The sequence below is a fragment of the Clostridium minihomine genome (assembly GCF_900240385.1).
Classification (GTDB): domain Bacteria; phylum Bacillota; class Clostridia; order Oscillospirales; family Acutalibacteraceae; genus Faecalispora; species Faecalispora minihomine.
Genome location: NZ_OEQH01000003.1, coordinates 488,421 through 511,083, shown reverse-complemented (window position 1 = coordinate 511,083; position 22,663 = coordinate 488,421). Strand labels below are relative to the sequence as shown.

The following is a 22,663-nucleotide window of genomic DNA, read 5'->3' as shown; positions in this document are numbered from 1 at the left end:
ACTGTAAGCTGCCAAATAAAATGACTTGGAGTCCTTCGTAAAGAGGGTTTTTCTTAGTTGATATCGTCATCCGTGAATTTCATGCTCTTGATTTGTTTGGCAAGTGATTTAAAAGGAACTTTCATCAAGTAGCGGATATAAGTCGTGATCTTCTTTTTTGATTCTTTCTCGAATCAGCCGGAACACTTCCGGGCTTTTTGCCATGAACTCATTTTTGTTTTGAAGAATTTTGGCTGGGGTATTATATTGGGATACGAAGTCCTTTAGCTGTTCAGAAAGTCCGCTCATTTCTGTATTAAATCGGTGGGCAGTGTCTTTAATCGCTTTGTTTTGATGATTTAACAGATGGGGATACAGAAATTTATCTTCGGATAAAAGGTGCATTTTGAGCTTCCCGGATAAAGTATTGATGCAATAGGCAATCTCGCTGGCGGCCTCCTCTTTCATATTCGGATAGCTTAATTTTTCTATGTTCTTTATTAATTCCAACACTTCGGTATGCTGTTTTTTCAGATTTGTTAAATTACCCATGTGAATTGCTCCTTTTGTCAGATTTTAACATCTTTTACTGCTCTAAAGATACCGGTTTCCAGCAAAAAAATCAGTTGCAATTGCAACAAATGAAATATCAAATGATATGTTTTTAATTTGTTAAGTTTGATAAAGGGAAGAAAGGAAAAAGATTTTAATGAAAGCTTTCGGCATTGACGCTATGATAAGAGGATAAGAAATCAAGAAGTAAAATCCGGTTTTATTCGCTGGAGTAACCAAGAATATGAATTCAAAAGCCGCAGATTTATAGAATGGCAGAAGTGTTTTTCTGAGAAATCCGCCGTTTTTTGGAATGTATCACACAAAAAGTTACTATAAATGGAAAATGGCGAGTTTCATCAAAATTCAATTTACTTTTTGATTGCATAGTGTTAGTATAAAAAGAAACTATTGGTAAAATATTCCAAAAATTATTTATAAGAAAGAAATAGGTGGCTGTGATGGAAATTGTTTTAAAAAATTTGGCAGAGTCACTGATTTTGCTCAAACTAGATGAGTGCGTTGAAAAGCTGGGATGCTGCAAATGTGAAAAATGCAGAATGGATATTGCTTCTTATGCTTTAAATCGAATTCCGCCTAAATATGTAGCAACTTATGAAGGGGAAGTGTATTCAAAGCTAGATACGCTTTCTTTGCAGTACGAAACCGATTTATTAAATGCATTGTATCATGCGGCACGAGTGGTTGCGCAAAATCCCCGGCATGAAGAATTATAGTTCTGGGGCCGGGACTTCGATTGAATAGGCTGGTTTTTCGAAAGCTATATTGGCATCGCAAATAAATACTATCTACAAAAGGAACTGCATGTTAAGCATGTGGTTCCTTTTTTGTAAATATAACAAAAATTTTCTTTTAAAAATAGCTTATATTTTTTGGACAGACGCACGGGGAAGGGGCAAGAGAAAAGATGCGCGAAAATGAATTTGCCGCCTTTGAGCCAAAGCACAAAGACGGCAATGCGGACTATTTTAATTCATAAGAAAGGTGATTGCTTTTTTTAAAAATTAAGAAAGCGAAACAGGCTAATGTTCCAAAGGGTTTTCAAGTAATGTTTCATCTCCACCGCGGGCAATAAAATCGGTCTTTACTTTTTCCATTAGGGGTTGGATGTCGCGAATTTCTTCTCCGGTTTTTGTGATTTCCTCTGCATTTTTGGGGTTTTGCAAATATCCAATGCATTGATTTTTATATGCTTGCAGCGCTGAGTATAAAACAGTGGTTTCGGGTATCGTATAATCCACTTTATCACCTCTTTTCTATTTGTATTTTATCTCAATTCAGGAAAAGATTGTAAGGATGAGAAACGATTGACAGAGTCCCAATGCCAAAAACGACAGGTGCTGCGAAAAATTTCGCGAAAGCAAATTAGTCAGTGGTTTTTCACTTGTGATTCTCTTTGGCAAAATCACTTTGTAGATTAAAACCTGATAAAAAGTTGCCCTTTTTTCACTTTTCTGATACATTCCAAATTAAAGTAATCTGCTGTTATTTTTAAATTCAAAACAAAAAAACCGCTTAGTTTTAAACTAAGCGGTTTTTATTGGAGCTGCTAACGCGATTCGAACGCGTGACCTCGTCCTTACCAAGGACGTGCTCTGCCAACTGAGCCATAGCAGCAAATTGGCGACTCGGAACGGGTTCGAACCGTCGACCTCTAGCGTGACAGGCTAGCGTTCTAACCAACTGAACTACCGAGCCGTGTGTAAAACACGGAAACAATTTACCGGGACAACGATGATTATTATATCTGGTTTTCTGCTATATGTCAATATGTTTTTAAAACTTTTTTCAAAATTTTTCAAACTTTGACATATTTCGTAAAAAGAAGAAAATAAACAAGGTTAAAAAGAAGGGGTGGAACACCTATATCGAATACAATGTTGTCAATTTCGTATTATTTCGGTATAATAAAAGTGCAGCATCACAGAGTAAATGGCTTTTGATGCGTGACACAATAGAAAGAGATAGCTGTTGTGATGGTTCCGGAACAGCTGGGGCACAAAAACAGATTTTCAGTTTCAGACACTGGAATGGAAAGCTGTCCTTTTTAAAGAACTACATAGTGAGGAAACAATATGTTTGAAAAATTTTTTTCGATGTTGGGAAGACAGATCAGTCATAGTGTGAAAGATGTGGTTCGATCCGAAGAATTCCAGGATTTAAAGAATGAGGTAGAAGACACCTTTCATGGTGCATTTGGAGGGAAGTCCTACGCTTATCGTCACAAGCGGAATAAACGCTCTCGCAAAAGGCCAGAAGAGCCTATGGCAGACCCAATGATGCCGCAGGTAACGCCCCTGCGGTATTCGGATTCTAATTTCCCATGGAAACAGGTGGCCAGCGTTCTGCTTTTGGTTTTTGGGGGTCTATTTGGTCTGGTTGCCGCGTTATCGGTTTTTGGACTTATGCTTTCCGCTATAACCGGCATGGCCATGGAAATGGTTTTTGGTGTCTTTTTGGCAGGGGTGATTCCCTTTGGGGCAATGTCAGCCTTGATGTTGGGGAAAGGCTGCAAACTAAGGGGAAGGCTCTCTCGTTTAAAGCTTTATTTAAAATGTGTTGGCGGTGCTAATTTCTGTTCCATTGATCAATTGGCTAAAATGGTGCGAAAAGAACCGGAATTTGTGGTGAAGGACCTGGAAAAAATAATTCGAACAAACATGCTTCCGGATGGATATCTGGATGATCAGCGAACCTGCCTGATGTTGGGGCAGGAAACTTATCAGCAATATTTGCAGGCGCAGCATTCTATGGAGGAAAGAGAACGTGAATCCTCAGAAAAGAGCACCCGGGATTCTTCTGTAGTAGAAAAGGGCAGGAATCAGCTTCATCAAATTCGGCTGGCAAAGGATTTTGTAAAAGATGATGTCCTTTATTTAAAGATTACCAGACTGGAAAGTGTAACGGAAAAAATCTTAAGTTATGTGGAGAAACATCCCGAAAAGGAAAGTCAGATCCGAAAATTTAATGATTATTATTTGCCCACCACGTTGAAACTAATCAATTCTTATTGTCATTTTGATATGCAGCCGGTTCAGGGCGAAAATATTACCACGGCAAAAAAACAAATTCGTGAAAGTCTGGATACCATTAATACTGCATTTGAAAATTTATTAGACAGCCTGTTCGGAGATGTGACTTTGGATATTTCTTCTGATATTTCGGTTTTAGAGGCTATGCTGGCTCGGGAAGGGCTGACTGGCAACGATTTTAAGAAAAATGAGGACTCGGAATAGTATATTCCTGATCTGAAATTCCGGGTAATTACAATGAATAAAACTTTCTGTCTTCTAATGATAGAGAATTGTTTCGTAAGAAAAGCTTCATTTTCGAAGGTTTCTGCCCCCAAAAGCAACTTCTATTTTATAAAGGATAAAATAGAAAAATTACAAAATTTTCTTCTTTTTCCATGTTAAAAATTGCATTTGATCAATGGTTACAGAAATGTTACACTTTAGGCACATTCAAAAGCAATCAATAAACCTTTGAGTGAATCTAAAAAAGGAGAATGTTGATTATGAATTGCCAGGAACTGATTCAGCTGTTGCTCCAATCTTTGGGCCAGTGCAGCAAATAACTCTTTTCTTTAAAAAGTACATTTTATTTTTTGATTGATGAAAAAGGAGAATAATTATGAATTGCCAGGATTTATTTCAACTGCTTCTCCAGTATCTGGGACAGTGCCAGTAAAAGAAAATAATAAGCCGCGGCTCGGATAATTAATCCGGGCCGCGATTTTTTATCCATATTTTTGAAATGTTCTTATTGGGTTCATAGTTTTCACATATCTGTATCTTATACTAAAAACAACAAAGAAACACTGCTATAAACCGCCTGTGGTTGGTCGGAATACCGAACCACAGGCCGGCAGACAAATTATAAGTACCTCTTTTTGAGGATTGAAATATTTGAATTTTTCATGTTTTCTCTTTTTGAAAAAATGCTAACTAACCCGCCGTCAGGCGGACAAATCCCCCACAGCCCCTTTTGGTTTTGTGGGGGATTTTGTTTTTATAGGGCACGGATACAGACAAACCTGATTTTTATATAGTTCATCCGCTTCTCGTAGCCCTTTCATTAAAACATAAAAACATAACAGCTGATAGAGTTTATTTAGTCTATTTTAGCATAGTACAAGTCTTTTTTAGACAAACCATTTGCTTTCGCACGCTTATTCCATACTAAAATAGAAGCACCCATTTTCCAAGCAAATCGTGGAATATTAGGTGAGACAATTATGTTTTCACCCATGTCTAAGCGGTTGATTGTGTCTACTATTTTATCAAGGGCTTTCCCTAAATTGGCGGTTGGCCCTACTCCCATTGGCACACTGGAAAGTGAACCATACATATCGCCAGCGCCGCTGCCAAGGGCCTGACCCCATTTCAGTCCTGCTTTTTTGCACCAATGTTTCATCATATCAATTGCAATAATGGAATTTTTTCCTTCGTAAAAGCCTCCGTTTACGATTGTATAAACAACAGGGTTATTTAGGGGGTTATCTTTCCGATAGCTTTCCATTTGGAACAGGGGGGACAGAAGATGTGAGGGCAAAGAATCCATGTATACAGGCAGGGCAAAAACAACGGCATCCGCATCGAAAATCTTTGCCATGTTTTCCGGTGTAAGATCTTTACCGCTAATATCATATAGTTCTGTTCTGATATCCGGCAGTAGTTTCGTTTTGATATAATTTAAAAGTAGCCCAGATGTGCTTTTATCAGCCTTTGGGCTCGCGTTGATCAGAGCGATTTTCATAATACCAGTCCCTTCATTTCTATAATAGAGCTATAAAATTTGACACAGGACTCATTTCTTATGTTGAATTGGCGGCTGTTTGCTAATACCAGTTGCTTTGCTGTCTTTTTCTCTTCTTGGGTAATGTCTTCACCATAAAAATGCACTTGAATGGTATTTATCTTCTTTTTGTACCGTAGTTTATGTCGGCTTTCACCTTTTCGTATTTCCAGATAAGGCAGAAAATACGAAAGACTTCTATCCATAATCCCTTTTACAAAAGGACTAAAGCCCCCATAATAGCAATTGCTGATCATAATAATGTCATCACAGTTGGCAAATACCTTTCCCAAATTGCTATAATCATCCTTGATGGCACATTTTGTCGGTGTTTTTAACCAACAGTCATAACATCCCAAACAGCTATGGAGTTTGTTTGTTTCAGAGATGACGATATCATCCTTTTGCCTTTGTATCACGTCGTTAAAATCCTTCTCACTCAAATCATGAATATATAATTTCATAGCTTACGTACTCCTGTCGTATAAATATATATCGAAACGATACAATGGGGCAAAATTTTATCCACTTTCCAAATGATTAAAACTGTTTTTATAATCATCAATGCCTTTTCGTATTGTAGATAAGAGAATCAGGATAAATCCGGATGTCACAAATAAAATGCGAAGAATAAGTTTAATAGGAAATTTTAATTTTATCCTTTTCATAAGAATGTTTGCTCCTTAAATAATAGGATAAAAAATGTTAGGCATCTTCTAATTGGTAAACCAATCCATTACACCAAGTTAAAATAGCCTCAAAATAATGAATCCCACAAATAATAGTAGAATATGCAAAATTACCTTTCACAGAATACATATTTTCAGCTCTCTGTTTTTGCCGATTTAACTGATCTAAATGCTGCTTCAAAACAATAATAAAATCTTTTAGATTTCGAATCGCTACATCAAGCGGCAAGTAATGATAGAAATAAATACGGACTAAATAACTATGGTTGGCTTTTACAAACTCGATTGGCTGCTCCAGCCAATCGAGAAAATCTTTCTTTCCAATATCAGTGATGGAATATAGTTTTTTGAACTTACTGTCTTCCACTGACTCACGGCAAACAATATAGCCCTTTTGCTCCATTCTTTTGAGAGCAGGGTAGATGCTGCCGAAACTTGCATCAAAAAAATAAGAAGTACATTCTCCCATCCATTGTTTTAGATCATATCCGCTCATTTCTTTTTGCATTAACATACCCAAAATGATATACTCTAACATAAATATCTCCATATCAATTAATTATATATCGGTTAGATATAAACCGATTGTAGCAAAGAATTTTTTGTTTGTCAATCCAATTAAGGGAGCCGCCTTATTATTTTGTGGTTACTAAGAGAAACGCAAAAAAACAAGGGGAAGAACCACCAGAGTTCTTCCCCCGTTTTTATTCAGTCTTGCTTTAATAGTGATATTATACGTCCTGTCATAGGCGGACTTACCAAGAGGCTTCAAGCAAAAAATATTCCATTCAGAAGTTTTCTGCAAATAGATTTGGCTGAAAACAAAGGGCAGAAGCGATCTCTGAAAGAGAATCATAATTCTATCCTATTTCGGAAGAATTTTAGTCAATGACTTTTTAAAACGCTTGAACTGCCTCGACAATAGCTTGTGCAGAAGACCATTAATTATTGCTGGAAATATCTGCGGAGGAAGCCAATAAATCGGAAAAATCGGAATTTTTTTCAAACCATTTTACTGCATAAGGGCAGGTGGCAATGGCTTTCTTGCCTTGAGCCCGAATGCTGTCCACAGCCGCCAGCATTAACTGGCCTGCAATGCCTTGCCCGCGCAGAGAATCATCCACAAAGGTGTGGTTAATGTCAACAGCCGTGTCAGAAATCGCAGGAAATGTAATTTCAGCAATTAGTTTTCCGTTTTCATCATTTGCGAAAATGCGGTTTGCATTTTTAGTGAATTCCATGGAACTATCCCTCCGTTTTTCCATCCGTATTTTATTCGGAAATCAGTTCGATTAACAGCCGCTCCGCTTCTAAAGCATCTGCTCTTCCGCGGGAAGCTTTCATAACATTGCCTAAAAGCGCCTTCAAAGCCTTTTCTTTGCCGGCACGGTAATCGGCCACTGCATTGGGGTTTGCCGCCACAGCCTCTTGGCAGTATTTTTTCAGGGTGTCGGAATCCACGCCGCTTAAATCGTTTTCGCTTAGGAATTCGGCAGCAGGCTTTCCGCTATCCAGCATTTTGTCCAAAGTTGTTTTAAGCAGATTCATGCGAATCTTCCCACTGTCCAAAAGAAGAACCAGATCTCTTAAATAAGAGGCTGGAATCGATACCTCAAACTTTTCTTTGGCATCGTCATTTTCCATCCGGCGGAAAATTTGACCGATGATGCAGTTGGCTACCACTTTGGGGTTTGCCACGCCTTCACAGGCGGCTTCAAAGAACTCTGCAATGGCACGGGATTTGGCCAGCTGCAATGCATCTGCCTCAGGCAAGCCCAGCTCTGCGATATACCGTTCGCGCTTGACGTGGGGCAGCTCCGGCAAAGACCGGCGCAGTGCATCCACTTCTTCGTCGGTAACGTGAATGGTTACCAGATCCGGGTCGCGGAAATAACGGTAATCGTCAGCGTCTTCTTTGCTTCTCATGCTGGAAGTGGTGTTGTCCTGCTCATTGTAGCGCAGAGTTTCCTGAGTAATGGTTCCGCCGTTTTCCAAAACATCTATTTGGCGGCTGTATTCGTATTCTATGGCCTTTGTCATAAAGGTAATGGAGTTCATGTTTTTAATTTCGGTGCGGGTTCCATATTCTTCGCTGCCTTCAGGGCGCACAGAGATGTTCACGTCACAGCGCATAGAGCCTTCTTGCATTTTGCAGTCGGACACGCCGATGTATTTCATGATCAGCTGAAGCTTTTCCACATATTCGCGGGTTTCTTCGCTGCTGCGAATGTCCGGTTCTGTTACGATTTCAATCAGAGGAACACCGCCGCGGTTGTAATCTACATAGGTGTTGCCGTTTTGATGAACCAGCTTTCCGGCATCTTCTTCAATGTGAATATGGTTAATCCGGATTTTGCGCCCGTTGGAAAGCTCAATAAATCCGTTTTTGCAAATCGGCATATCAAATTGAGAAATCTGGTATGCCTTCGGCAAATCCGGATAGAAATAGTTTTTGCGATCCATTTTTGAAATATTAGAAATTTCACAGTTGGTGGCAAGACCGGCCATAATGGCATATTCCACCGCTCTTTTATTCAGCGTGGGAAGGGTTCCCGGAAAGCCCAGGCACACGGGGCAGCAGTGGCTGTTGGGTTCGCCGCCGAACTCTGTCGAGCAGCTGCAAAAGATTTTTGTGTTGGTGGAAAGCTCTACATGAGTTTCCAACCCCGATACTAATTCATATTTCATAGTTGCACCCCCGTTTTTGCTGCGCGGAAGACAGTTTCTCTGGTTGCCTGCTCAAATTGATAAGCCGCATTCAGCAGAGTCGCTTCGCAGAAGGAATTTCCGATCAGCTGCAAGCCGATAGGAAGTCCTTTTTGATCAAAGCCGCAGGGAACCGATAGTGCCGGCAGCCCCGCAATGTTGACAGGTACGGTGCAGATGTCGGTCTGATAAGTTTCCACAGCGCTTTGTGCTGCTTTGTTTCGTTCAAAAGCGGTCATCGGTACTGTGGGGGCAACAATAACATCACAGCGCTCAAAAGCACTTTTAAATGCCTCAATTAAGACGCCGCGCAAGCTTTGTGCTTTCTTATAATAGGCATCATAATAACCGGCACTTAAAACATAAGTCCCCAACAGAATTCTGCGCTTTACTTCATCGCCAAAGCCTTCGCTTCTGGTTTTGGCTACCATTTCATTCACATCATTATAATGCTGGGTTTTGTATCCATAACGGATTCCGTCGAAACGGCCCAGGTTGGAAGAGGCCTCTGCGCAGCTTAAAATGTAGTAAACCGGCAAAGAGTAGGAAAGCTGGGGAAGATCCAGTTCCACCAATTCTGCACCCAAGTCTTGATAGACTTGCATGGATTTTTCCACCGCTTGCTTTACTTCTTCGCGCACGCCGTTAAAGTATTGCTTAGCAAAACCGATTTTCATGCCCTTAATATCCTTTGGAAGAGCATTGTAAGCGGAGCCTTCTGTACTGCGGGAAGTGGAGTCCTTCGGATCGTATTTGGCCAGAGCATCGTGTACCAAGGCGATATCCTCAACCGATGTGGCAATAGGGCCAACCTGATCAAAACTGGAAGCATACGCCACCACGCCATAACGGGAAACAGCGCCATAGGTGGGTTTCAGGCCCACAATGCCGCAAAAACTGGCCGGCTGGCGAATGGATCCGCCGGTATCTGTACCCAGCCCGTAAACGGCCAGATTTCCGGCCACAGCGCTGGCAACGCCGCCAGAGCTTCCTCCGGCTACATAATCAGTGTTATGGGGGTTCCAAGAACCGCCGTAAACAGAAGTTTCGCTGGAAGAACCCATAGCGAATTCATCCATATTGGTTTTGCCCAAAAGCACCGCGTTGCGGTTTTGCAGCAATTCCCAAACGGTTGCGTCAAACACCGGGCGGTAATTTTCCAGCATTTTAGAGCCGCAGGTGGTTTCAATCCCTTTGGTAGAGATGTTGTCCTTCAGCGTCATGGGGATGCCTTCCAGAAGATCCAGCTGTTCGCCCCGGGCAATTTTTGCATCTACCTTGCGGGCGGTTTGCAGGGCTGCTTCATGGGTAGTATGAACATAGGCATTAAGGGCAGCGTTATCGGCCTCAATTGCCTTAATATATTTTTGGGTCAGTTCCTCGCAGGAAAATTCCTTATTCTGCAAAGACTCATGCAGCTTTTTAATTTTTCCGGTACCGGTTTCCATAAAACACACCTGCCTTATCCTCTTTTTCTCACCAGAAAATAACCATCCTCCTGGCTGTCTGCATTGCTCAGAATTTCTTCAGGGGGAAGGGACGGAACGACTACGTCCTCACGAAATACATTTTCCAGATGATTAATATTATCAAAGTCGGAGGATTCCACCGTTGCCTGATTAATCGTATTGGCGAAATTGATGATTTCATCCATATCTTTGGTGAAGGCATCCAGCTCATCCTCATGAATGGAGAGCTTAGAAAGCCGTGCGATTTTTAATACATCCTCATGTGTGACCATGTGGAAACGCCTCCTTAGCCTATTTATCTAATTTTAATGTGAACCTCTCTGAGCTGCTGTTCGGTTACCTCAGTGGGGGCACCAAGCAGCAAATCCTGCGCATTGCTGTTCATGGGGAACGCAATGACTTCGCGGATGTTCTGCTGTTCTGTCAGCAGCATGACCATGCGGTCAATTCCGGGCGCCATGCCGGCATGGGGCGGTGCACCGTAATGGAACGCATTGTAAAGTGCGCCGAATTTTTCCTGAATATCTTCTTCGGTGTAACCGGCAATTTCAAAGGCTTTGACCATGATTTCTGTGTCATGGTTACGCACTGCACCGGAAGAGAGCTCTACGCCGTTGCAAACAATATCATACTGGTATGCCAGAATCTCTTCCGGATTTTTGGTTTGCAGCGCTTCCAATCCGCCTTGCGGCATGGAGAAGGGGTTGTGGGTAAAAATATACTTTCCGGTTTCTTCGTCGATTTCATACATGGGGAAGTCCACGATAAAGCACATTTCGAAAGAAGATTCGTCAATCAGGTTCAAACGTCTGCCCAGTTCGGTGCGGATTTGGCCAGCCAATTTCGCCGCCGCATTCTTTTCGTCGGCGATGAAGAAAATAACGTCGCCGGGAATCAGGCCTGCGCGGGAGATCAGTTCTTCGCGCTTATCATCGGGCAAAAACTTGTTGATAGGACCTTTGTATTCGCCTTCGCCGATTACGCTGATATAGCCCAGACCTTTCATGCCGATTTCGGTGGCGAACTTCAGCATGTTTTCAAAGAAGCTTTTCGGTTGGGCGGTGCATCCCGGCACACGGATGGCCCGAATGGTTTTATTTTTAAAGGGAGCAAAGGTGGTGTTGTCAAAGATATCGGAAATATCAATGATTTCCAGCGGGTTTCTCAAATCAGGCTTGTCTGTGCCATATTTCAGCATAGACTCTGCAAACGGGATGCGCTGGAAGGGGGCCTGAGATACCTTCTTGTCCGAAAATTTAGCAAATACGGAGGAAAGCACTTCTTCCGCCACAGCAAAAACATCTTCCTGAGTGGCAAAAGCCATTTCAAAGTCCAGCTGATAGAACTCACCGGGAGAACGATCGGCTCTGGCATCTTCATCGCGGAAGCAAGGGGCTACCTGAAAATACCGGTCAAATCCGGAAACCATCAAAAGCTGTTTGAAAATCTGCGGAGCCTGAGGCAGCGCATAGAATTTTCCGTGATGCTTGCGGCTGGGGATCAAGTAATCCCGCGCGCCCTCCGGAGAAGAGGTGGAGAGAATCGGGGTCTGAATTTCCAAAAAGCCCTGCTCGGTCATTTTCTGGCGCAGAAAGGAAATCACCTGCGAACGAAGCACGATATTTTGATGAACTTCTGGATTTCGCAAATCCAAAAAGCGGTATTTCAGACGAACGTCCTCTTTGGTTTCGGTGGAGTTCGGAACCTCGAAGGGGAGGGGGTTCGATACCTTACCCAAAACGATCAGGGTGTCTGCTTTTACTTCCACCGTTCCGGTGGCCAGTTTGGGATTCACGGTTTCTTGGTCGCGAAGGGTCACTTTGCCCTCTACGCTGATGGTGCATTCACGAACCACATTTTCCAGCATGGCCTCATCATGTACCACGACCTGTACCACACCATAATGATCCCGCAGATCCAGAAACTGTACCCCGCCATGGTCCCGGATATTTTCTACCCAGCCCGCTACACGGATCGTCTGGTCCATATCGGTTTCGCTCACCCTGCCGCACAGGCGGGTGTGATATTTGTTAGCGCAAATCATATCTTAATTTATCCTTTCATCTGCTCAGATTTCTGAAAACAATCACAAATAATTATAGCATCAAATTCAGGGGGTTTCAACAAAAGTCGTATAGTTTTTGCATAAAAAACCCTATGTATCCTATCTTTTCCGCAAAACCTTGGTTTTTGCCTTTTTCTTCTGATAGAGAAACACAGGACAAACGCAAAAGAATCAAGAATTTAAACGGAAGAAATCCTAAAAAGTTTTATCGGCATATTCCGTTTTTTCTATCGTTTTAGGTATAACATTCATGCCAGCCGAAGCCTTGCCCTAAGGAACAAGATTCGCAAGAGAAGCGTAAAAACGCAATCCTTCTTCCATTACTACAAAACAGTTTGCATTACTGTCGATAGACGAAAACGAAGCAAAACCTTTGGGATGCACCAAGAAAAATTCATTTTGATCTTTAAGCACACCCGGGTATTGCGGTGGCTTTTACACAAATATGAGATCGAAAATAGAATTCAATAGGGATTGTTTGCTTGTTTATAAAAATATAGACTGTGGAAAATCACCCATCATATCCTGCCTTACTCCATTCTTATTCCTATAAAGGAGAAAGCAAAAAAAGCCCATGCCTTTTCTAGCTTCTCCAAATTGTGGTATAATAATTAAGAAAAGAATGGACCGTTTTTTCTTATAAATCCCCAGAGTATCCTATCTCCCGAGAAAGTTCGCATCGGGTTTGCAGTATCTGTTCTGCCAGTTCCAACACCCGTTCGTCGGACATGCGGGCAACCGGGGCTGATATACTGAATGCATTCAGGGCTCGGCCCCGGTAATCCAACACACAGGCTGCCACACAGCGGACGCCCAGTTCGTTTTCTTCATTGTCCAAAGCATATCCTAAGCGGCGAATGGTTTCGATTTCCCGCAAAAGCTGGTCGTAAGTGACAATCGTATAGGGCGTAAAGGCCTGAATATCGCTTTGCTTCCATATTTCATGAATTTCGCTGTCTTTCAGGTGCGCCAGAATTGCTTTGCCGACCCCGGTGGAATACATGGGCTGGCGCAGGCCGATGCGGGAAACCATGCGGATGCTGTTGGCGTCGGATTCCACTTTATCCACATAAATAATATGGGTATTTTCCCGCTGGACGAAATGAACGGTTTCATGGGTTTGTTTCATCAGCTGCTCCAAATGGGGACGTGCTGCGGTCAATATATCAATTTTTGAAAGCACTTTCCCAGCCAGACTCAAAATTTTGAAAGTGGAAAGATATTTTCCGGAGTCTTTTTCCTGCCGCACATAACCCATGGCCACAAGGGATTTCAGCAGCCGGTGTACAGTGCTTTTGTGCAGGGAAAGGCGGGTGCTCAGTTCAGTCAGGCTTAACGGGCCTTCTTGAACCAGTGTTTCTAAAATTTCAAAAATACGTTCTGCAGATTGAACCGGATTGGTTTGGGGCATATCGCACCTTCTTTCTGTTGTGCGTTTCCGTTTGATTAGAATTATCTTATCACAGCGTACTGGGAAAAACAATTGGGAAGAAGGCAGATTCTATTGACTTCCCAGGGGGAAGCAGTATAATAAAGGTACAAATATTTGAAACTCAGTTTCACATTATGAAACAAAAAATATAAGGGGTGCTGAAAATGAATGAAGTGTTAGAAAAGATTGGCGCGATTGGTATTGTTCCTGTTGTGAAAATTGATGATGCGAAGGACGCCGTACCGCTGGCGAAAGCATTGTGTGAGGGCGGCTTGCCCTGCGCAGAGGTGACTTTTCGTACCGCTGCCGCGGAAGAAGCCATTCGCGCAATGACACAGGCTTATCCCGAAATGCTGGTGGGTGCCGGCACGGTTTTGACTACAGAGCAGGTGGACAAAGCAGTGAACGCGGGTGCGAAATTTATCGTCAGTCCCGGACTGAACCCCAAAATCGTAACATACTGCGTGGAAAAGGGTGTGCCGATTACCCCCGGAACTTCTAACGCCAGCGATATTGAGCAGGCTTTGGAATTGGGACTGGAAGTGGTCAAGTTTTTCCCGGCGGAACAGGCGGGCGGCTTGGCGATGATTAAGGCTTTGGCGGCCCCCTATGTGAATGTGAAATTTATGCCCACCGGCGGGGTGAACGCAAAGAATCTGAATGACTATCTGGGGTACAATAAAGTGTTGGCCTGCGGCGGCAGCTGGATGGTGAAAAGCGAACTGATTAATGAAGGCGCGTTTGATCAAATCCGTGACATGACCCGCCAGGCCGTTCAGACTATGCTTGGCTTTGAACTGGGTCATATTGGTATTAATACAGAAAATACGCAGGAAGCAGAAGAGGTAACCGATGCTTTTGACCGTATTTTCGGCCTGACCAAAAGAGAGACCGCGGTTTCTTTCTTTGCGGGCACTGCGGTGGAAGTGATGAAGGGAAAAGGATATGGTGTGCATGGACATATGTCGATCAATACCAATTATTTGCCCAGAGCCATCCATTATTTAAAGAGTCAGGGCATAAAGTTTGACGAGGAGTCCGCAAAATATGATGCCGACGGAAACATGACCATTATTTATTTGGAACAGGATTTTGCCGGTGTCCGGGTACACCTCGCTCAGAAAAAATAAGATGCAGTACCGATGAGCTCAATTATTTGACATGGAAAATAGAATGTGGAGGGTTCCAAAATTATGAAAGTAGTCACCTTTGGAGAAATTATGCTTCGTCTGGCCCCAGAAGGGTTTTACCGTTTTATTCAGGCAGAAAGTTTTGGGGCCACTTATGGCGGCGGAGAGGCCAACGTAGCGGTTTCTTTAGCCAATTACGGCATTGATGCCAGCTTTGTCACAAAGCTGCCCAAGCATGATATCGGACAAAGTGCTGTGAATTCCCTGAGAAGATTCGGTGTGGATGTTTCTAAAATTACCCGTGGCGGTGACCGGGTGGGCATTTATTTTTTGGAAAAAGGAGCAAGTCAGCGTCCGTCCAAAGTGATTTATGATCGTGCGGGTTCTGCAATTGCCACCGCTCAGCCTTCTGACTTTCATTGGGATGATATTTTTGAAGGGGTAGACTGGTTCCACTTTACCGGCATTACTCCCGCCATCAGCGACAGTGCGGCGGCAATTTGTCTGGAAGCCTGCAAGGCGGCGAAAAAGCATCATGTTACGGTCAGCTGTGACCTGAATTACCGCAAAAACCTATGGTCCAGAGAAAAGGCAGGCAAGGTGATGGGCGGACTGATGGAATATGTGGACGTCTGCATTTCCAACGAAGAGGATGCCAGCGATGTATTCGGCATCAAAGCGGTCAATACCGATATTACCGGGGGCAAAATCAGTCACGAGGGTTACAAAGAGGTAGCCAAGAAATTAGCGGATACCTTCCATTTTGACAAGGTTGCCATTACGCTGCGCGGTTCCATTTCTGCCAGTGACAATAATTGGGCGGCTATGCTTTATGACGGCAAGGATTACTATTTCAGCAAAAACTATTTGATTCGCATTGTGGATCGTGTAGGCGGCGGCGACAGCTTTGGCGGCGGGCTGATCTATTCTTTGCTGAACCAGTATGAACCTCAGGATGCCATTGAGTTTGCCGTTGCAGCCAGCTGCCTGAAGCACACCATCGAAGGGGACTTTAATCAGGTTTCTGTGGATGAAGTAAATAAACTGGCTAAGGGCGATGGTTCCGGCCGCGTACAAAGATAAAAACGGTTAGGCTAACGGCAGATGTGGGTTTGGATGAATTCGGTCTGCGCTGTTTTGTGGCCTGCAAAAGGCAGGGCTCCCATAATGATCAAAAACATCATTCGGGAGCTCTGTCTTTCTATAAAAATGCGTTGGCTCGGTGTGAACCAACCGTGGAAAGAGAGAATTACGATGGAATCGAAAAAACCTTTTGATGCGATCACCTTCGGTGAAATTATGCTGCGTCTTTCGCCTGCCATCAATGAACGGATCGTCGATGGCGTTAGTTTTGAAAAGCGGGCGGGCGGTTCGGAACTAAATGTGTCTTCCGGATTGTCATTATTGGGACTGCGCACCGGAATTATTTCTAAACTTCCCCGCAGTGAAATCGGCACTTTTATTAAAAATCGGATTCGGTTCGGTGGGGTCAGCGATGACTTTTTGGTGTATGACGAAAGTCCGGATGCGCGACTTGGTGTTTATTATTATGAAAACGGGGCTCATCCACGAAAACCTTGTGTGGTGTATGATCGAAAATATTCCTCGATTAACAGCATTTGTTTAGAGGAAATTCCGGAATCAGCCTATACCAGTACCCGGGTATTTCATACCAGCGGCATTTCTTTGGCGCTTAGCCGGCAGACCCGTGAGGTGACGACAGAAATCATTCAGCGTTTTCGTCGGGGAGGAGCCAAAATCTCTTTCGATGTGAACTACCGTGCTAATCTGTGGGAAGAGCAAGAGGCCCGCCGAACCATAGAGAGCATTTTGCCTTATGTTAATATTTTGTTTGTTTCTTCTGAAACATCCCGCAGAATGTTTGGAAAAACCGGAGAACTGCGCGATATCATGAAAAGCTACTGTGAAGAATATGGGGTAGAGGTGGTGGCTACCACCGACCGCAAAATCATCAGCCCCAAGCAGCATACCTTTGGCTCTATTTTGTATAGCGCCAAAGAAGATACTTATTATGAAGAAGAACCGTATACGAATATTGAAGTGGTAGACAGAATCGGCAGCGGCGACGCTTATGTGGCAGGGGTGCTGTTTGGCCTGTTAAAATATGGGGATCACCAAAAGGCGCTGGAATTCGGCAATGCCAGCAGTGCGGTGAAAAACACCATCCCCGGCGATATGCCGGCTTCTGATTTTTATGAGGTCGAGCGGCTGATTCAGGAGCATCAGCATACCGGGGCACAAAGTGAAATGAACCGTTAATAAAAAATAGCAAACAGCCCGGAACAAGTCATAGGGATTTGTTCCGGGCTGTTTTTTCGTAAATAATTCTTAATTTTTTCAGATGGTATGGCGGGAAGTATTCCTGTTAAGCGATTCAGAGTTTGTTCCTTTTTGCCAAATTCTGTGTATAGATTCATACAGGATAAACATTTCTTGACAGATTCATACAATTCCTGATAGGATAAAATCATAGTAACCGAAAGATAGCAAATAAATCAGGGTTTCGTTATCAGAACCGAAATAGAAGGGGAAATAATTATGTACAAAATTTCAAATTTCACAAATAATGATGATATCAAAACGCTGGATTCCTTAGGAGCGTTTACTGTCATTGAGTATCAACGGGATTTAAGCGTTATGCCGGGGGATGCCGAGCAGGCTTATTTTTGCAGTAAAATGAATGTGCGCAAGCGCCAGGTGATTTGCGATCTTAGCAAGGCGCAGATTACGCTGCAAGCAGGTGCGATGCAATGGACTGTGGGAAATGTGAATGCAACCACTGGCATTAAAGGGGTGGGGGATTTCTTAGGCAAAGCGATGCGTGGTAAAGTGACAGGTGAGTCTGCCATTAAGCCGGAATACACCGGTGACGGGATTATGGTGCTCGAGCCCACTTACCGCCATATTATTCTAATTGATCTGAGGGATTGGAACGGTTCTATTGTACTAGATGACGGACTATTTCTTGCTTGCGATTCCAACTTAAAACACAAGGCAGTGATGCGCTCGAATTTCTCTTCCGCAGTGGCTGGAGGAGAGGGTCTGTTTAATCTGGGCGTGAGCGGCAGCGGTGTGATCTGCCTGGAATCCGTGTGCCCCCGTGAGGAATTGGTGGAGATTGCTTTGGAGAATGATGTTCTCAAGGTAGACGGAAATATGGCTGTTGCTTGGAGTGGCAGCTTGGATTTCACCGTGGAGCGGTCGGGAAAATCACTTTTAGGCTCGGCTGCTTCTGGAGAGGGGCTTGTGAATGTATACCGTGGTACGGGAAAAGTTCTGCTGGCTCCGATTGCGCAGGGTGTTTGAGTTACGAAATGAAGTATGATAGATTGGGTAACCTGATGTTGCAATTTGTATGACATGGGTATTTCCTTTAAACTATGAGCCTGAAAACCTGATGAGAAAGAGAGTCACTTTCTCAGCAGGTTTCTGTTTTTATTTTTTTAATTTATTCATCGGGGCTTACTGGCAACTTGCCCACCCAGTGTTCTGGTGATACAATAATAAGAATCAGACATGTCATAAAAGGGGAGGAGAGTATTTGGAAACACGGTATATCAAACGAATTGAAATGGATACTCTGCCAAAGGAACCCTATTACTGGAAGGATCTGCCTGCTGTTCAATCTCTCTGGAGAAATCGTGGCCTTCCGCTGGAGGCGGATGTCACTTTTTTGGTGGGGGAAAACGGAACAGGAAAATCCACATTGCTGGAAGCTGTGGCGGTGGCCTATGGTTTTAATCCGGAGGGAGGCACGAAAAATTTTTCGTTTGCATCCAAAGAAACCCATTCGGAACTAAATCAATACCTGCATCTGGTGAAGGGATATCGGCGGCCACGGGATGGTTTTTTTCTGCGGGCTGAAAGTTTTTACAATGTGGCAACCGAGGTGGATCGCTTAAATCATCTTTCGATGGTTCCTCTTGTAAAGAGTTATGGCGGCAAATCCCTGCACAATCAATCCCATGGAGAAAGCTTTCTGTCGCTAATTACGAATCGGTTTGGGGGGAATGGGCTGTATATTTTGGATGAACCGGAGGCTGCGTTGTCGCCGTCCCGCCAAATGTCGCTTTTAACTTGTATTCATCAGTTGGTGAATCAGGATTCTCAGTTTATTATCGCAACCCATTCACCCATTTTGCTTTCATACCCGGGCGCATGTATTTATGTATTATCACAGAATGGAATTCAGAAAACCCCATATCAGGAAACAGAGCATTATGTTTTAACCCGGGAATTTTTAAATCATCCGGAAAAAATGCTGCAATATTTGCTGGAGGGTGAATGAGGTTTTTTCTCCTCGGCAAGCAATGGTCATAAAAACGGGTGGAGCGGCAAATCATTCGAAAAACATTAAGAAAAGGAACGAATGAGGAAGGATATAGTGTGGCTTTGAAACAAAACAGAAAGCAGAAACTGAAAAAAGAATTAAAGCAGTTGGCCGTGTTAGAAGCCTATAATGCCGTTGCTTTTATCGCTCTTTATTTTTTCTGGATTTGGCAATTCCAAGAACGGTTTTCTCTGATTGCATTTTATCCGATTTTACTTTGCAGCATAATTTTATTACAGGGAGCGGCTTACTGGAAAATCTGTTTGGAGCGGGTGAAAGAGAAAAAGAATAGGGGTGAAAAAACGGCTCGTATTTTTTCTTGCTTTCGATGGTTGGATATTTTTCTGCTGTTGATTTATCTTGTGATATTGGGGCTGCAGTGGCAGGAGCCCCAATCCGGCTGGCTGATTTTTGGTATTGGAATGTACGTTTTTGCGATTATTGAGTATTTTAATTATTATTTTATCAGGCTGTCTTATCCTGTTGTACCGTTTTTTCGCAGATTGGCTCAGCTGGATTTCGGAAAATCTCAAATTGCCAAAGAAATTCAGGATTATCGCCGTGGGCTTGCTCGTAAAATAAAATAAAACGAAAGAAACCGGCCTTCCTATCAGGAAAAGCCGGTTTCTTTCGTTTGGGCATGGGTCAGTGCGCCCTGTGCCGAATTTTATTGCAGAAAACTATTTTAAAAAGATGATATTATGCTTTTGCTGTGTGCCCAGAAACAGCTTCCTCTGGACAGTTTTCTTCCGATGAAACTGCGTCTTTCAGGGTGTGCCAAGCCAGAACAGCGCACTTTACCCGTGCAGGAAGCTTCGAAATATTCTGAAAAGCCACAGCATCTTCTAATTCTTCCAAAACGGTTTCGTCATTCAGACCGTCCTTAATCATAGAAAAGAAGATTTCGCCCAGACGAAGAGCTTCTTCTGCCTTTTTTCCTTTAATCAGGTCGATCATAATCGAGGCAGATGCCTGAGAAATGGCACAGCCGACCCCGGTAAAGGACGCATCCTCAATGATGCCGTCTTTTTCCCGGATTTGAAGAGAAATCTCATCGCCGCAGCTGGGGTTTACCCCTTTGATAATTGCGGTGGGGTTTTCCAGCTGTCTTTTATTCCGGGTGGAGCGGCTGTTTTCCGTAATGATTTCCGTGTAAATCTGGTTAAGATCCATATCCAAGGACTCCTCTTACTTTTTTCAGACTATTCAGGAATGCGTCGATATCCTCCCGTGTATTATAAACCGCAAAGCTGATGCGGTTGGCGGCATACAGGTTCAGGTGATGCAATAAAGGCTGCGCGCAGTGATGGCCTGCGCGGATGCAAACACCGTCTGCGTCCAGAATGCTTGCCACGTCATGAGGATGTGCGTCCTGCACGTTAAAGGAAATCACGCCATACCGCTCTTCGGCGGGAATGCTGCCGCCCAGCACGGTTACATAAGGCAGTTGACGCAATCCATCCAAAGCATATGCCATCAAATCATGTTCGATGCGGGTGATTTCTTCCCAGCCGATTTTCTGCATGAAACGAATTGCAGCGGCCAAAGCCACCGCGCCGCCGGCGTTTTGAGTTCCAGCCTCAAATTTCTGGGGAATAGGGGCATAGGAGGTCACCTGTTCTTCCACCGAATCGATCATATCGCCGCCGGACAAAAAGGGCGGCATTTTTTCCAGAAGGCTTCTGCGGCCCCATAAAACGCCGATGCCCAAGGGTGCGTACATTTTGTGGCCGGAAAATGCGGCAAAATCCACATCCAGTTTTTGCACATCCACCGGAATATGAGGAATACTCTGGGCGCAGTCCAGCACTACCACAGCGCCGACTTCCCGGGCACGCTTCACGATTTTTTCCAGAGGGAACACCACGCCCAAAACATTCGAAATATGGACAACGGAAACTAATTTGGTTTTTTCCGTAATTTTTGCGGCAATTTCTTCGTCAGAAATTTGCGCTCCGTCAGTCAGATATAAATAATCCAAAGAAGCACCGGTCACCTTGGCAACCTGCTGCCAGGGCACCAGGTTGCTGTGATGCTCTGCAACTGAAATGGTAATGCCGTCTTCAGCAGATAAAAAGTTCATTCCATAGCTGTAAGCAATTAGATTTAATGCTTCGGTGGCGTTTCGGGTAAAAATTACTTCCGCTTCGTCTTTTACCCCGATAAAGTCCGCCACCACCTTGCGGGAAGCCTCAAATGCCTGAGTGGCACGCATGGCCAAATCGTAAACGCCCCGATGGGGATTGGCGTTCGAGGTGGTGTAGAACTCCTCCAGTGCTTTCAGTACACTGACCGGTTTTTGAGAGGTTGCGGCATTATCCAAATAAGCAATCGGGTTTCCGTTGACTTTTTGCTGTAAAATGGGAAATTCTTTTTGAATTTGGTTCATTCCATTCCCATCCTTTCCTTCAGCCAATGACGCACGGAATCCTGCAGTGATTCCACAGAGATTTTTTCAATTGCGGGGGTGAATTGCGCTTCAATTACAATCTGTTTTGCCTGTGCTTCAGACAAACCGCGGGACATCAAATAAAACAGTTTGGTTTGATCGATTTTTCCAATGCTGGCGGCATGCTGCCCTTCCACATTCTCTTCACCGCAAAGAATCAGCGGTGCGGTGCGGTTGCGTACACGGGGGCTGAACAGCAGAGTGTATTCGCCTTCGTGACCCACAGAATAAGCGGCGCCTCGAACAAAATCGATGGTGCCCCGATAGATTTTTTGGCTTTCATCCAGCAAAGCACCGTTGGCGTGAATTTCGCTTTCTGTTTCTCTGCCAATATGCTGTGCCACATAATTCATATCGATGATACGGGACTTATCTCCCAAATAGATCGTTTCAGATTCAAAGCGACTTCGGCGCTCTGCCAAAATGGCCTTGCAGCCGGAAAACAGCTTGCGTGCACCCAGTTCAATATGAATTACTTCCACATGAGCGTTTTCTTTTATGATTACGCCCACATCATCAAAATGGAATGCGGTGTCGTCCAAAAGCTGTACCTGCACCAGACGTACCGATGCACCCTTTTCTGCAAAAATCTTAGTCAGGCTGCCGTGAAAAACCGGCGCATCTCCCTGTGAATGATAGTGCATCACCACAGTGATTTGGCTATTTTCTTTTGCATAAATCGTATTGTAATCCGCTAAAGTCGGACAGGATTCCTTTAAAAGATAATCCAGTAACAAAGGTTCCTGTGTTTTTATTCCGGTTTCCACCGTCAGGTGAATTCCGGCGTTGCGGTTTTCTTTTACAAAGTTTTCGGCCTCTTGGCCCATACCGGTTTCAATTTCATCTGCGCCGTCAAAAGCGCCGTTCTCTTGTTTCACACCATTGGGCAAAGAAAGCGGTTTTGATTCCCACGGCAAAAACTCTGCTGGAATCGGTTCTTCTACTGCTGTGCCGTTCACTCCAAGCCATTTCCAGGTTCTGACCGGCAGCGTGTTTATTTGATTCAAGGTAATGTTCATTCCA

General features: G+C 43.8%; 22 protein-coding genes and 2 tRNA genes. 8 read left to right on the top strand and 16 right to left on the bottom strand.

The window, feature by feature from the left end; all coding sequences use genetic code 11:
* Positions 1 to 108: 108 nt before the first annotated feature.
* Complete coding sequence (locus C1A02_RS09470) at positions 109 to 531, bottom strand: hemerythrin domain-containing protein (protein WP_101697956.1); 423 nt, start codon at positions 529 to 531, stop codon at positions 109 to 111.
* A 461-nt stretch (positions 532 to 992) separates the two neighbouring features.
* Here C1A02_RS09470 and C1A02_RS09465 point away from each other — a divergent pair, with 461 nt between their 5' ends.
* Positions 993 to 1,268 carry a late competence development ComFB family protein gene (locus C1A02_RS09465; RefSeq protein WP_101697955.1) on the top strand — a complete coding sequence of 92 codons (276 nt, stop codon included), beginning with the start codon at positions 993 to 995 and terminating at the stop codon, positions 1,266 to 1,268.
* Between the two features lie 306 nt (positions 1,269 to 1,574).
* Here C1A02_RS09465 and C1A02_RS09460 read toward each other — a convergent pair whose 3' ends face one another.
* The 3 genes from C1A02_RS09460 to C1A02_RS09450 all read right to left on the bottom strand — a co-directional run bounded on the left by C1A02_RS09460 (position 1,575) and on the right by C1A02_RS09450 (position 2,250).
* Positions 1,575 to 1,793 (bottom strand): hypothetical protein, encoded by a 219-nt coding sequence (locus C1A02_RS09460; protein WP_101697954.1) that lies wholly within the window; start codon positions 1,791 to 1,793, stop codon positions 1,575 to 1,577.
* Between the two features lie 300 nt (positions 1,794 to 2,093).
* Positions 2,094 to 2,169 (bottom strand) — tRNA-Thr (locus C1A02_RS09455).
* Between the two features lie 4 nt (positions 2,170 to 2,173).
* A tRNA-Asp gene (locus C1A02_RS09450) sits at positions 2,174 to 2,250 on the bottom strand.
* Positions 2,251 to 2,627: 377 nt separating this feature from the next.
* On the opposite strand from C1A02_RS09450, the gene C1A02_RS09445 reads away from it, so the two are divergent.
* The gene (locus C1A02_RS09445) at positions 2,628 to 3,788 is read left to right on the top strand and encodes a 5-bromo-4-chloroindolyl phosphate hydrolysis family protein (RefSeq protein ID WP_101697953.1); all 1,161 of its coding nucleotides are present in this window, start codon (positions 2,628 to 2,630) and stop codon (positions 3,786 to 3,788) included.
* An 877-nt stretch (positions 3,789 to 4,665) separates the two neighbouring features.
* On the opposite strand, the gene C1A02_RS09440 is transcribed toward C1A02_RS09445, so the two are convergent.
* The 9 genes from C1A02_RS09440 to C1A02_RS09395 all read right to left on the bottom strand — a co-directional run bounded on the left by C1A02_RS09440 (position 4,666) and on the right by C1A02_RS09395 (position 13,689).
* Positions 4,666 to 5,310, bottom strand: a complete 645-nt coding sequence (locus C1A02_RS09440) for an NAD(P)H-dependent oxidoreductase (RefSeq protein WP_101697952.1) — start codon at positions 5,308 to 5,310, stop codon at positions 4,666 to 4,668.
* Positions 5,307 to 5,813 carry a flavodoxin family protein gene (locus tag C1A02_RS09435; RefSeq protein ID WP_101697951.1) on the bottom strand — a complete coding sequence of 169 codons (507 nt, stop codon included), beginning with the start codon at positions 5,811 to 5,813 and terminating at the stop codon, positions 5,307 to 5,309. The genes C1A02_RS09440 and C1A02_RS09435 overlap by 4 nt, the downstream gene beginning before the upstream one ends.
* A gap of 241 nt (positions 5,814 to 6,054) precedes the next feature.
* Positions 6,055 to 6,576 carry a PadR family transcriptional regulator gene (locus tag C1A02_RS09430; protein ID WP_101697950.1) on the bottom strand — a complete coding sequence of 174 codons (522 nt, stop codon included), beginning with the start codon at positions 6,574 to 6,576 and terminating at the stop codon, positions 6,055 to 6,057.
* 403 nt (positions 6,577 to 6,979) lie between these two features.
* On the bottom strand, positions 6,980 to 7,279 hold the full coding sequence (locus tag C1A02_RS09420) for a GNAT family N-acetyltransferase (protein ID WP_101697948.1): 300 nt from the start codon (positions 7,277 to 7,279) through the stop codon (positions 6,980 to 6,982).
* Between the two features lie 31 nt (positions 7,280 to 7,310).
* The gene (gene gatB / locus C1A02_RS09415) at positions 7,311 to 8,726 is read right to left on the bottom strand and encodes an Asp-tRNA(Asn)/Glu-tRNA(Gln) amidotransferase subunit GatB (protein WP_101697947.1); all 1,416 of its coding nucleotides are present in this window, start codon (positions 8,724 to 8,726) and stop codon (positions 7,311 to 7,313) included.
* On the bottom strand, positions 8,723 to 10,192 hold the full coding sequence (gene gatA / locus C1A02_RS09410; protein WP_101697946.1) for an Asp-tRNA(Asn)/Glu-tRNA(Gln) amidotransferase subunit GatA: 1,470 nt from the start codon (positions 10,190 to 10,192) through the stop codon (positions 8,723 to 8,725). The genes gatB and gatA overlap by 4 nt, the downstream gene beginning before the upstream one ends.
* Positions 10,193 to 10,206: 14 nt before the next feature.
* Complete coding sequence (gene gatC / locus C1A02_RS09405) at positions 10,207 to 10,485, bottom strand: Asp-tRNA(Asn)/Glu-tRNA(Gln) amidotransferase subunit GatC (protein ID WP_101697945.1); 279 nt, start codon at positions 10,483 to 10,485, stop codon at positions 10,207 to 10,209.
* Between the two features lie 23 nt (positions 10,486 to 10,508).
* Positions 10,509 to 12,257, bottom strand: coding sequence for an aspartate--tRNA ligase (aspS, locus tag C1A02_RS09400; protein WP_101697944.1), 1,749 nt, complete (start codon positions 12,255 to 12,257; stop codon positions 10,509 to 10,511).
* A gap of 658 nt (positions 12,258 to 12,915) precedes the next feature.
* Positions 12,916 to 13,689 (bottom strand): IclR family transcriptional regulator, encoded by a 774-nt coding sequence (locus C1A02_RS09395; RefSeq protein ID WP_101697943.1) that lies wholly within the window; start codon positions 13,687 to 13,689, stop codon positions 12,916 to 12,918.
* Between the two features lie 185 nt (positions 13,690 to 13,874).
* Between C1A02_RS09395 and C1A02_RS09390 the strand changes: the two genes are divergently transcribed.
* From C1A02_RS09390 to C1A02_RS09365, 6 genes are all read left to right on the top strand, one after another.
* On the top strand, positions 13,875 to 14,840 hold the full coding sequence (locus tag C1A02_RS09390) for a bifunctional 4-hydroxy-2-oxoglutarate aldolase/2-dehydro-3-deoxy-phosphogluconate aldolase (protein ID WP_101697942.1): 966 nt from the start codon (positions 13,875 to 13,877) through the stop codon (positions 14,838 to 14,840).
* Positions 14,841 to 14,903: 63 nt separating this feature from the next.
* Positions 14,904 to 15,923, top strand: a complete 1,020-nt coding sequence (locus C1A02_RS09385; protein ID WP_101697941.1) for a sugar kinase — start codon at positions 14,904 to 14,906, stop codon at positions 15,921 to 15,923.
* Positions 15,924 to 16,094: 171 nt separating this feature from the next.
* The gene (locus tag C1A02_RS09380) at positions 16,095 to 17,120 is read left to right on the top strand and encodes a sugar kinase (RefSeq protein WP_101697940.1); all 1,026 of its coding nucleotides are present in this window, start codon (positions 16,095 to 16,097) and stop codon (positions 17,118 to 17,120) included.
* A 279-nt stretch (positions 17,121 to 17,399) separates the two neighbouring features.
* Positions 17,400 to 18,167: an AIM24 family protein gene (locus C1A02_RS09375; RefSeq protein ID WP_101697939.1), complete on the top strand. Its 768-nt coding sequence runs from the start codon at positions 17,400 to 17,402 to the stop codon at positions 18,165 to 18,167.
* Positions 18,168 to 18,432: 265 nt separating this feature from the next.
* Positions 18,433 to 19,149 (top strand): AAA family ATPase, encoded by a 717-nt coding sequence (locus tag C1A02_RS09370; RefSeq protein WP_101698025.1) that lies wholly within the window; start codon positions 18,433 to 18,435, stop codon positions 19,147 to 19,149.
* A gap of 98 nt (positions 19,150 to 19,247) precedes the next feature.
* Positions 19,248 to 19,778 carry a hypothetical protein gene (locus C1A02_RS09365; RefSeq protein WP_101697938.1) on the top strand — a complete coding sequence of 177 codons (531 nt, stop codon included), beginning with the start codon at positions 19,248 to 19,250 and terminating at the stop codon, positions 19,776 to 19,778.
* Positions 19,779 to 19,890: 112 nt separating this feature from the next.
* On the opposite strand, the gene sufU is transcribed toward C1A02_RS09365, so the two are convergent.
* From sufU to C1A02_RS09350, 3 genes are read right to left on the bottom strand one after another with little or no spacing between them, the layout of a single operon-like run.
* Complete coding sequence (sufU, locus tag C1A02_RS09360) at positions 19,891 to 20,364, bottom strand: Fe-S cluster assembly sulfur transfer protein SufU (RefSeq protein WP_101697937.1); 474 nt, start codon at positions 20,362 to 20,364, stop codon at positions 19,891 to 19,893.
* Positions 20,354 to 21,580 carry a SufS family cysteine desulfurase gene (locus C1A02_RS09355; RefSeq protein WP_101697936.1) on the bottom strand — a complete coding sequence of 409 codons (1,227 nt, stop codon included), beginning with the start codon at positions 21,578 to 21,580 and terminating at the stop codon, positions 20,354 to 20,356. Before C1A02_RS09355 ends, sufU begins: the two co-directional genes overlap by 11 nt.
* Positions 21,577 to 22,659, bottom strand: coding sequence for a SufB/SufD family protein (locus C1A02_RS09350; RefSeq protein WP_101697935.1), 1,083 nt, complete (start codon positions 22,657 to 22,659; stop codon positions 21,577 to 21,579). Before C1A02_RS09350 ends, C1A02_RS09355 begins: the two co-directional genes overlap by 4 nt.
* Positions 22,660 to 22,663: the final 4 nt, after the last annotated feature.